Origin of the sequence: Geminisphaera colitermitum TAV2, from assembly GCF_000171235.2 — a bacterium.
Lineage (GTDB): Bacteria > Verrucomicrobiota > Verrucomicrobiia > Opitutales > Opitutaceae > Geminisphaera > Geminisphaera colitermitum.
In genome coordinates, this window is sequence record NZ_ABEA03000109.1 from 1 (window position 1) to 9,790 (window position 9,790).

Below are 9,790 nucleotides of genomic sequence, written 5' to 3' on the forward strand. Positions count from 1 at the left end.
GGGCGTCACGCTGGCGGGCGCGGGGGAGGTGCGGATGTAGCCGATGAGGGTGCGTTCGAGTTTGTATTGGGTGAACTTGCCGCTGATGCCGGCAAGGTCGGTTTTGTCGGTGGGAGTGGCGAGGCCGAGGACGGGGGCGTCGGCCCGGGGTTGGGCGAAGTATTGGGCGCCGGGGCGGACGTCGTAGTTTTTGAGGACGTCCTTGTCGGCAACGTACACGGTGTGAGGACCGGGAACTTCAACGGCGGCCCAGCCTTCGGGCGGCGGCGTGGGGAGGGTGAGGGGGGCGGGTGTCTGGTCTGCGAGGATCTGGCCGATGATGGGAGCGGTGTCGGCGGGAGTGGAGTGGACGGGCGTGCCATTGGCGCGAAGCGGAGCGGCAACGAGCGCAAGGGCGGCGGCAACAGTAGCGGCGATGGTGGCGGTGATGGTGTTGGTGGTTTTCATGACTGGCGGGAGGATTGTAGTTTTTTTTGCGAGACGGCGTTGCGGGCCTGGGGGCGGCCGTAGCGGCGGGTGGTGGCGGCGGGCTGGATGCCGGGCTGGGCAAAGAGTGTGGCGATCTCGCGGGGGGTGAGGAGCTTCATGGCGCGGACGGGAATGCCGCGCAGGGGAAAGGCTCCGATCTGGTAACGGCGGAGGCGTCTCACCTCAAACCCGAGGGCCATGAAGAGTTGGCGTATTTCGCGCTTTTTGCCGTGGTGGAGGTGGACGTCGAGGCTGGTGGAGAGTTCGGCGGCGTTGGGGTTGACGAGGGCGGCGTATTCGACCTTGAGGCGTTCGCCTTCGATGGTGACGCCGCGGAGGAGCGCGCCGAGGCGCTTGGCGGGGAAGGGTTCGGCGAGCACGACGTGGTAGCGTTTCACCACGACGGTGCTGGGGTGCATGAGGCGGTTGGCGAGGTCGCCGTCGGTGGTGAGGATGAGGAGGCCTTCGCTGTCCTTGTCGAGACGGCCGGCGCAAAAGAAGCGGTGCCGGGCCATTTCGCGGGGGAGGAGGTCGAAGACGGTTTCGGGGTTGTGCGGGTCGTCGTTGGAGCAGACGAGGCCGCGGGGTTTGTGCATCGCAAGGGTGAGCTTGGGCTGGGCAACGGTGCGCACGTTTTTGCCGCGCACGGTGATTTTGTCCACGTCGGGCGTGATCTTCTGGCCGAGGGTGGCGGGCTGCCCGTTGACCCATACTTCGCCGTCGGCGATGAGTGTCTCGGCGGCGCGGCGGGAACAGATGCCGGCGTCGGCGAGGAACTTTTGCAGGCGGGTGGTGGCGTGGTCGGACATTGAGAGGGTCAATTGGCGTCAATTTACCCGGCGACGCAAGCCCCGCATGGAACAGGCGAGGACGCAGCGGCTCCAGCGGCGCTGCCGGCGGTTTTGGGCGCGGCGGGCGGCGGCAGGGCTGCGATGGCTGCCGCCATGCGGCGCAGGGCCTCGGCCAGCGTGGTGCGCGGGCAGCCGAGATTGATGCGCACGTAGGTGCCCGGCTTCGCGCCGAAAAACCGTCCGTCGCTCAAGCCCACGCCGTGCGCCTCGAAGTGCGCCACGGGGTCGGCGAGGCCGAGCGCCCCGACGTTGAGCCACGCCAGATAGGTGGCCTCCAAGGGCGCTTCCAGACGCACGCCGGGCAGGTCGCGGGCGAGCGTTGCGAGCAGGAAATCGCGGTTGCCGCGCAGATACGCGAGCAAGGCCTGCCGCCACGATTCGCCGTCGCGGTAGGCGGCTTCGCAGGCGGTGTAACCAAGGCAGGTGACTTCGGCGACAATGCCGGCGGTGGCGCGGACGAAGCGGGCGCGGAGGGTGGCGTCGGGGATGATGGCAAACGAGGTGCCGAGGCCGGGGACGTTGTAGGTCTTGCTCGGGGCCATCAGGGTGAGGGTGCGCGCGGCGTGCTCCGGGGCGACGAGCGCGGTGGGCAGGTGTGGCAGCGAGGGGTCGAGGATCAAGTCGCAGTGAATCTCGTCGGAGCAGAGCACCAGGTCGTGCCGTGCGCAGAAATCTGCGAGCCGCGCCAGTTCCTCGCGGCGGAATACGCGGCCAACCGGGTTGTGCGGATTGCAGAGGAAAAAGATTCGCGTGCGTGGCGTCACGGAGCGTTCCAACGCCTCCCAGTCGATCTCCCAGCGGCCCGACGCCTGCGCATTGGCATCGCCGGTGACGAGCTTGAGCGGCGCCTGCGTCGAAACGCGCCCGCTGTTGCGCGGCGCTGTCATGAACGGCGGATACACCGGAGTAAGGCATAGCACTTCCTCGCCCGGCGCGGCGAAGGCCTGCGAGGTAACGTTGAGTCCGCACACCAGCCCCGGCAACCACACCAGCCAGTCCGGGTTGATGGTCCAGCCGTAGTTGCGCTGCACCGCCTCGACGATGACACGCGTCGTTTCCCGCGTGGGGCGCGCATATCCGAAAATCCCCTCGTCCGCCCGCGCTTTCAGCGCGGCGATCACCGCGGGCGGCGACCGGAAATCCATGTCGGCCACCCAAAGCGGCAGAATGTCGCGCCCCTCGTATTTTTGCCATTTCTGGGAATCGGTGCCGAGGCGTTGCGGGACGGTGTCGAAATCAAAGCTCATGAGCGTATGCGCAGGTGGTTGCAGTGTTGGCGTGGGAGTGAATGCGGAAGTCGCGTGAAAAGAGTCGTGCTGCAAGGATGCAGGGGAGACACCCAAACGCCACGGAGCCCGCATCGCAATCCGTTGTTCGCGGCCGGTGCCGGGGTCAGGCGTGCCGGAATTACCCGCTCCTGCGTCATACAAGAGGACATTTTTTCCCAAACGCCTTTTTGAATAAAAATACTATATTCTTATTATCAACGGGTAAAGTTAACAATTATCCAGGCATGTGACCTGCATAAAAAGGGACATTCCCGGGCAACCGCCATCGGGAGGAACACAACACCAACATTCATTCCCAACATCACAAAAACAAAGGACCAACCATGAAGCTCATTCGTTACAACAACTATCCAACCGGCATCGCCACTCGCAGCCCTTGGAGCGGACTCGAAAGCGAAATCGACCGCCTTTTCGAGAACGCGCTTTCCGGGCTGACCGATCACACCGGTGCCGGTCGTTTCCCTGTCGATATTTATGAAGACAAGGACAACGCCTACGTCCGCGCTGATCTCCCCGGCGTGGCTCGCAACGACATCTCCGTCGAGGTCGTCGATGGATTCCTCAACATCCACGCCACGCGCAAGCAGAAGACCGGCGACGCCGAACACACGTTCACTTACGACCGCTCGCTGACCATCCCCGACAACGCCGAGCCCGAGAAGGTCGCCGCCGCCTACGAGGACGGCGTCCTGACCGTGACGCTCCCGAAAAAGGAGGAGGCCAAGCCGCGCAAAGTCAGCGTGAGCGTCGCCTGACCGGGGCGCTCGCGTCACTTCGCCAAATTAAATCCAACAACCACACTCAAACTCAAAGGAGGTTCTAAAAATTGCACAGAAGGTAACGAAGGAAACGAAGACATCAATTGAAGTGGAATTTTTGTTTTTTAATAAAATATTATAAATAAATAAGTTAGAACAAATTATGCTCCCTGTCTTCATCTTCGTTTTCTTGGTTATCTTCTGTGCAAAAATGAATTTTTAGAACCTCCCTCAAAGGAAAGGAAAACTCACCATGTCACTCTTCGACCTCGTCCCCTCATTCGTTCGTCCGCAGGCGGTGACCACCGCCTCGCCCTCGCCCTCGTCCGCCTCCGCCGGCTCCGGGCGCAATACGCCCACGCAACGTCCGCACTACCAGATCGACGAAAACGCCGACGCCTGGCAGCTCACCGTTGTGCTCCCCGGCGTGACCAAGGCTGGTCTTGAACTCACCGTGGAAGACGGCGAGGTGCGCCTCTTCGCCAACCGCGCGTGGAAACAACCCGAGGACTGGACCCCCCGCTACCGCGAGACACGGGATCTCCCTTACGAGCTCTCCCTCTCGCATGAAAACGCGATCAATCTCGATGCCGTGGCGGCCACGCTCAGCGATGGCATCCTGACCGTGACCCTGCCCAAGGCCGAGGCCCGCAAGCCGCGCAAGATCACGGTCGGCTAAAGCATCGTCGGTTTATTTTGTCTCACGCAGAGAACGCAGAGCCGGAAAAATACAATGGTTCTTCGACGTTTTCAGTGGAGACTCGATAAGTTGATATAGCGGGAGTTGGCGCGGTAGCGCCCGTAGCGCAGGCATCTTGCCTGCCATCTAAATTGATTGCGCGAAGCGCGGTGACATCGGTTTGTCACGTAGTTCGGTGCTTTATTGCCAATCCGAACCGTGCGACTCACGAATACGCAGAGGTAACGGTTCGGGCTAAAGCTCCGAACTACGTCAAGGCAAGCGGCGCTTCGCGCAGTAGATTGGATTGCAGGCAAGATGCCTGCGCTACGGGCGCTGCCGCGCCAACTCTCGTCTATCCACCGAAAACGTCGAAGAACCAATACAATGTTTGTAATTTATTTATAATCAGCAACCTATGTTTTCTCTGCGCCTCTGCGTCTCTGCGTGATCTCTTAAACCTTGCGACAAATTGAACCGACAATGCTCTAAAGCATCGTCGTCTTCAGGCAGAAATCAGAAGTTAACCACAAAGACACAAAGGCACAAAGGTCAAACCACGGAGAAGCGTATCCAATTTTCCAACATCTTCTCTTGGTTCGAATCTTTGTGCCTTTGTGTCTTTGTGGTTAACTTTCTTTCAAAACCGCAGGTGTTTCACCGTGAGGCCGCGGTTGATGAGTTGCTTCAGTGAATTGATCCCGATGCGCAGGTGATCGCTCACATACACCTCGTCGATCTTGCGGTCGCTCGCGGCTGTCTTCACGCCCTCGGGCGTCATGGGCTGGTCCGACACCAGCAGCAACGCGCCGGTCGGGATTTCGTTGAAAAAACCCGTCATGAAGATCGTCGCCGTCTCCATGTCCACGGCCATGGCGCGAATGCGGCGTAAGTAATCTTTGAATACATCATCGTGTTCCCACACGCGCCGGTTTGTCGTGTAAACGGTGCCCGTCCAGTAATCGCGCGCCGCGTCGCGGATCGTGGTTGAAATGGCCTTCTGCAACGCGAACGCCGGCAGTGCCGGCACCTCGGGCGGGAAGTAGTCGTTGCTCGTGCCCTCGCCCCGGATCGCGGCGATGGGCAGGATCAGGTCGCCCAACTCCGCGCGGTGTTTGATGCCCCCGCATTTGCCGAGGAAGAGCACCGCCTTCGGGTCGATTGCGCTCAGCAAATCCATGACCGTGGCGGCGGACGCGCTGCCCATGCCGAAGTTGAGGATGGTGATCCGCCCCGACGTCGCGCTGGAGATCGGCTTGTCGCGTCCGCGCACTTTCACGCGGTGCCATTGGGCGAACAGCTTTATGTAGTTCTGAAAATTGGTGAGCAGGATGTAGTCGCCAAATTCAGTCAGCGGCACCCCGGTGTAGCGGGGCAGCCAGTTTTCCACGATCTCGCGGCGGGTTTTCATAAGAAAACGAAAACGTGAACCGCGGCCAAAGGCGAATCGCTTCAACAAGACGGGCATGCGGGGGGAGCAACCGCTGCCATTCCGGGAATATCTCACGCGGAGACGCGGAGGCGCGGAGAGACTGGGTTTCCCGCCACGGCGCAACGGGCGCAACGGCTGAGAGGTAGAGAAGAATCTCACGCAGAGACGCAAAGGCGCGGAGAAAACAAACAATAAAAATCAGTTTCTTCTCTGCGCCTGCGTGAGATATTTCGGATTGGGAAATGGTATCGGAGGCACCAGCAGGCTGATGGCGTGGCGTCCGTTGCGCCGTGGCGTGAAACCCTGCCTTCATTAGCGTTCATTCGCGTCCATTCGCGGTTGGTTTGTCTGCCTCGTTTTTTTCTCCGCGCCCCCGCGTCTCCGCGTGAGGCTATTCCAGGTTGAGCCAGGCGAGTTCGGCAGGTGTGAGGGGAACCGTCAGGCATTCGAGCGAACTGACCGTCTCGGCGATGGTGCGGGGGCCGATCAGCGCGAAGGTCAGGAAGGGTTGCGACAACACATACGAACCGGCGATGGCGATGGGCGACACGCCTTTCTGTTTCGCCAGCTCCAAGGCGCGGTCACGACGGGCGAAGTTGTCCTCCGAATACCAGCAGCGCACCAGTTCCGCCTCGGTGCGTTTGTCGCGTCCCGCGCGGTCGGTGAAGAAGCCGCGCGCCTGGCTCGACCAGGCAAAAAGCGGGATGGGCGTGGTCGTGAGCCACTGGCGTGAAACACGGTCGCTGGCGCTCAGGCAGCCTCCCCACATGGGCTCGACGAGGCGGGCGAGGGAGAACTGGTTGCTCCACACACCAAAGCCCTGCAAGCGACGGGCGCGCGCGTAGGCGTTGGCCTCCTCGACCCGGGCAAGACTCCAGTTGGAACCGCCAAAAACACGGATGCGCCCGGCGCGCACGTGCTGGTTGAGCACGTCAATGAATTCGCCCACCGGCACATTGGGGTTGTCGCGGTGCATCATGTACACGTCGGCGTGGCCGGTTTGCAGGCGCTCCAGGGAAATCTCCAACTGGCGTGTGATGCCCGCGGGCGTGCAGTCGGGCGTGTGCGCGCCCTTGGCGAGCACCACGACCTGGTCGCGCACGCCGCGGTGGCGCATCCAGTGGCCGAGGAGTTTTTCCATGAGGCCGCCGCCGTAAATATAGGCGGTGTCAAAGGTGTTGCCGCCGCGTTCGAAGTAGTCGTCCCACATGGCGGCGGCGTGCGGCATGGTGCGCTGGTTGTCGCAGCCCATGACAAGGCGCGAGGCCGTCTTGCCCGTGCCGGGCAGCGGAGCGTGCGGGATGGTCAATTCGTGTAGTTTTGGAACAACTACGGATGTGTCCGGCGTTCCGGCAAGGGGCATGGGGGGCGTGGTGGCGCCGGTGCGGACCGGGGGGGGGCGCAGAGCACGGCGGGCGATGGTGTGAGTGTGGTTTTCCGGTTTCTCGGCTTCGTAAACGAGACCGATGGCGGCGCGCCACTGGTCGAGCGCGGCGAGGTTGCCAAGGGTGTCGTCGGCGCTCATTTCGGGCACGTCGCGGAGGCCGGCGCGGACGGCGCGGGCGAAGGCGTCGGCTTCGAGCGAGTAGAGCGGGGCGGCCTCGATGGAGATTTCTTCGGGCTCGGCGGCCCCGGCGCGGTGAAGTGTGATTTTGGATACGCCGCCGTCGCGGTTGGGCGTCCAGGGATTGGGGACGTGCAGCCAGCCGGCGGTGCCGTAAACGCGCGCGGCGTTGTCCTGTATGACGCTGATGCCGGTGGCGACTTGGGCGACGACGCCGTTGGGAAACTCCAGGAGGGCGGCGGCGTATTCGTCCACGCCGGTCTCGGCGTTCAGGTGGCCTGAGCCGGTTACTTTCACCGGGTCGAGAAATGCGCGACCGGACGCGGCCCCGGCCACGAGGCGGGCAAACGACACGGGATAACAGCCGACGTCGAGTATCCCCCCCCCCCCCGCCGCATTGGACCAGAGGCGCGAGTTGGCGTCGAATCCGGCGCGGAAGCTGAAACTTGCCTGCACCACGCGCACGTCGCCGATGACGCCTTCGCGGATGAGCGACGCGATGCGCGCCGTCTGCGGGTGGCAGCGGTACATGAACGCCTCCATGAGCACGACGCCGTGGTCGCGCGCGGTCTGCACCATGACCATGCCTTCGGCGTGGTTGAGGCCGAGGGGTTTTTCGCAGAGCACATGCTTGCCGGCCTCGGCGGCGCGGATCGCCCATTGCGCGTGTTGCGGGTGGGGCGTGCCGATGTAGATGGCTTCGATTTCCGGGTCGGCGAGCAGGGCTTCATAACTGTCGTGCGCGCGGATCGCGGATGCGGGCTGGCCGGTGGCGGCGGCGTGCGCGTCAATGAATTTTGCCGCGCCTCCGGGGGAGCGGCTGCCAACGGCGGCAAGGGTGCCGAGTCGGGAGGCGGCAACGCCTTTGGCGAAGGTGGCGGAGATGCGGCCGGCACCGAGAATGCCCCAGCGGAGGAGCGGGGGTGTGGGCGCGGTGGTGACAGTGCTGGAGGCGGGGGAGGTGGTCATCGTGCCAAAAAAACTACGTGAACGGCCGGCGTGGGGACAAGCACGGGGTTGGATCGAATGCGGATAATTTGTTGTAAGATTTAACCGTTTTCGTGCATTTATTCCCGGTTTGTCGAAAAAATTACAATTTTGGGAAACTTCCCCGCGTCTGCGGCTTTCCGTGGTGCAGGCGCAGTCGTGGACGGAGGGACGGCGTTCGGGACAACACGAGCATCCGTTTTTCGAACTGGCGGTGTTGCTGGAGGGCGCGTGCTGCTGGCGGCTGGGGCGGCGGCGCGTGCCGTTGCAGGCGGGGGAGTGGTTGTTGCTGGCGCCGCATCGCAAGCACGGCGAAGAGATTGCGGCGGGGCAGCGGGCGCGGATGGCGTGGCTGGGGTTTGATTTCGCGCGCGACCAGGAGCCGGCGGGCCTGCGCGAGTGCTGCCACCAGGCGATCGCAGCCGGGCCGTGGCAGGCGGACATGCTGGGGTTGTGCGAGGCGGTTTACCGGGAGGCGCAGCAGCCTGCGTTGCTGGGCGCGGAGGCGCGGGTGGAACTGGCGTTGCGCTCGGTGCTGGTGCTGCTGGCGCGTGCGACAACGGAGGGCGCGGGGGGCGCGGGGGCGGCGTCACCGGGTCCGGCTCCGCACCGGCGGACGCAGGCGGTGCGGGCGGCGGCTCACACGCTGGCGAGCAATCTGGCGTCGCCGTTGCGGGTGGCGGCGCTGGCGCGTTACCACGGGCTGGGGGCGGGGCGGTTTGCGGCGCGGTTTCGGGCGGAGCATGGCGAGGGGCCGCGGGAGTTTCGCCAGCGCCGGCGGTTGGAGGAGGCGCGGCGGCAACTGGCCGGGACGACGCTCTCGATCAAGGAAATCGCTGCCGCGTGCGGATACACGGACGCGGCGCATTTTTGCCATCACTTCAAGCGGGCGGCGGGGGTGTCGCCGCGGGCGTGGCGGGCAGGAATGTTACAGGGGCGGATGCTCGGACGGCTGTAATGGGAGTTACTTCTTGTCGCCCGAGGCGGCAGTGCCGGCGGGTTTCGCTCCGGGGGCCTTGGCACCGGCGGCGATCAGGCTTTCGATTACTTCGTTGGTAATGTCGGCATCGGCTTGGGCGCAGAGGACGAGGCTGTCGTTGCGGATCAGGACGACAGAGAGGCCGCGTTTTTGGGCCACGGCGAGGGCAGTGGGCATCACTTCTTCGCGGAAGCGGTTCACGAGCGCCATGCGCCTGGTGTTGATCTCCTGCTGGGCTTGTTGCTGCTGCTGTTGCAACTGGGCGTTGAGGGACTGGAGCAGGGTGTTGAGCTTTTGTGTGTCGGCTTCCGTGGGCTTGGCGCCGATGCTGGCTTTGTTTTTCTCGAATTCTTCGGTGTAGGTGCGTTTGGCGGTTTCGAGTTCCTTGCCAAGCTCGGTGCCCATGTTGCGAAGTTCGTCCACGAGCACGGTGTCACGGCCAAGGCGTTTGGCGATTTGGTCGAGATCGATGAGGGCAACACCGCTGGGACCACCTTGTTTGCAAGAGGTCAGGGTGAAGGCCGCGAGTGTGAAGAGAATCAATGCGAAGGTTTTTTTCATGACAATGAGAACGCACAAGCAATCGGCAGAACGTTGAGGGAGTCGAACGAATTTTGGACGCTCGCAATCCGGACGCGGGGGGGGGGGGGGAATCGGAGAACATTAAACGTTAAACGTTAAACGCTGAACGCTTAACATTGAATATCGGAAGCGGGTGTTGGTCTGGGTTCATGGGTGGATTCGGTGTCCGATGTTTAATGTTAAATGTTCAGCGTTTAATGT

At 62.9% G+C, this 9,790-nt stretch carries 8 protein-coding genes and 1 pseudogene; 3 read left to right on the plus strand and 6 right to left on the minus strand.

Annotated elements, in window-relative coordinates:
* From OBACDRAFT_RS28235 to OBACDRAFT_RS13075, 3 genes and pseudogenes are all read right to left on the minus strand, one after another.
* A pseudogene (locus OBACDRAFT_RS28235) lies at positions 1-447 on the minus strand (hypothetical protein); the annotation flags it as partial.
* Positions 444-1,277: a pseudouridine synthase gene (locus tag OBACDRAFT_RS13070; RefSeq protein ID WP_064501742.1), complete on the minus strand. Its 834-nt coding sequence runs from the start codon at positions 1,275-1,277 to the stop codon at positions 444-446. The gene OBACDRAFT_RS13070 and the pseudogene OBACDRAFT_RS28235, both read right to left, overlap by 4 nt.
* 23 nt (positions 1,278-1,300) lie before the next feature.
* A complete protein-coding gene (locus tag OBACDRAFT_RS13075) occupies positions 1,301-2,566 on the minus strand; it encodes a MalY/PatB family protein (protein WP_081722033.1) in 1,266 nt (421 codons plus the stop codon).
* A 365-nt stretch (positions 2,567-2,931) separates the two neighbouring features.
* Between OBACDRAFT_RS13075 and OBACDRAFT_RS13080 the strand changes: the two genes are divergently transcribed.
* Positions 2,932-3,363 carry an Hsp20/alpha crystallin family protein gene (locus OBACDRAFT_RS13080; RefSeq protein WP_043586266.1) on the plus strand — a complete coding sequence of 144 codons (432 nt, stop codon included), beginning with the start codon at positions 2,932-2,934 and terminating at the stop codon, positions 3,361-3,363.
* Between the two features lie 256 nt (positions 3,364-3,619).
* Complete coding sequence (locus OBACDRAFT_RS13085; RefSeq protein ID WP_043586268.1) at positions 3,620-4,045, plus strand: Hsp20/alpha crystallin family protein; 426 nt, start codon at positions 3,620-3,622, stop codon at positions 4,043-4,045.
* 640 nt (positions 4,046-4,685) lie between these two features.
* Here OBACDRAFT_RS13085 and OBACDRAFT_RS13090 read toward each other — a convergent pair.
* Entirely contained in the window at positions 4,686-5,456 is a 771-nt protein-coding gene (locus OBACDRAFT_RS13090) for an AMP nucleosidase (protein WP_043586275.1), read from the minus strand.
* 412 nt (positions 5,457-5,868) lie between these two features.
* The gene (locus tag OBACDRAFT_RS13095; RefSeq protein WP_043586270.1) at positions 5,869-8,010 is read right to left on the minus strand and encodes an aldo/keto reductase; all 2,142 of its coding nucleotides are present in this window, start codon (positions 8,008-8,010) and stop codon (positions 5,869-5,871) included.
* Positions 8,011-8,119: 109 nt separating this feature from the next.
* Between OBACDRAFT_RS13095 and OBACDRAFT_RS25405 the strand changes: the two genes are divergently transcribed.
* Positions 8,120-8,986 carry an AraC family transcriptional regulator gene (locus tag OBACDRAFT_RS25405; RefSeq protein WP_081722034.1) on the plus strand — a complete coding sequence of 289 codons (867 nt, stop codon included), beginning with the start codon at positions 8,120-8,122 and terminating at the stop codon, positions 8,984-8,986.
* 6 nt (positions 8,987-8,992) lie between these two features.
* Here the strand turns inward: OBACDRAFT_RS25405 and OBACDRAFT_RS13105 are convergent, their stop codons facing one another.
* On the minus strand, positions 8,993-9,568 hold the full coding sequence (locus OBACDRAFT_RS13105; protein ID WP_157837061.1) for an OmpH family outer membrane protein: 576 nt from the start codon (positions 9,566-9,568) through the stop codon (positions 8,993-8,995).
* Positions 9,569-9,790: the final 222 nt, after the last annotated feature.

What these genes read in the sequence shown, in the direction of transcription:
- OBACDRAFT_RS13070 (WP_064501742.1), bottom strand. Translation starts at nt 1,277, where the DNA reads ATGTCCGACCACGCCACCACCCGCCTGCAAAAGTTCCTCGCCGACGCC.
- OBACDRAFT_RS13085 (WP_043586268.1), top strand. Translation starts at nt 3,620, where the DNA reads ATGTCACTCTTCGACCTCGTCCCCTCATTCGTTCGTCCGCAGGCGGTG.
- OBACDRAFT_RS13095 (WP_043586270.1), bottom strand. Translation starts at nt 8,010, where the DNA reads ATGACCACCTCCCCCGCCTCCAGCACTGTCACCACCGCGCCCACACCC.
- OBACDRAFT_RS13080 (WP_043586266.1), top strand. Translation starts at nt 2,932, where the DNA reads ATGAAGCTCATTCGTTACAACAACTATCCAACCGGCATCGCCACTCGC.
- OBACDRAFT_RS13090 (WP_043586275.1), bottom strand. Translation starts at nt 5,456, where the DNA reads ATGAAAACCCGCCGCGAGATCGTGGAAAACTGGCTGCCCCGCTACACC.
- OBACDRAFT_RS13075 (WP_081722033.1), bottom strand. Translation starts at nt 2,566, where the DNA reads ATGAGCTTTGATTTCGACACCGTCCCGCAACGCCTCGGCACCGATTCC.
- OBACDRAFT_RS13105 (WP_157837061.1), bottom strand. Translation starts at nt 9,568, where the DNA reads ATGAAAAAAACCTTCGCATTGATTCTCTTCACACTCGCGGCCTTCACC.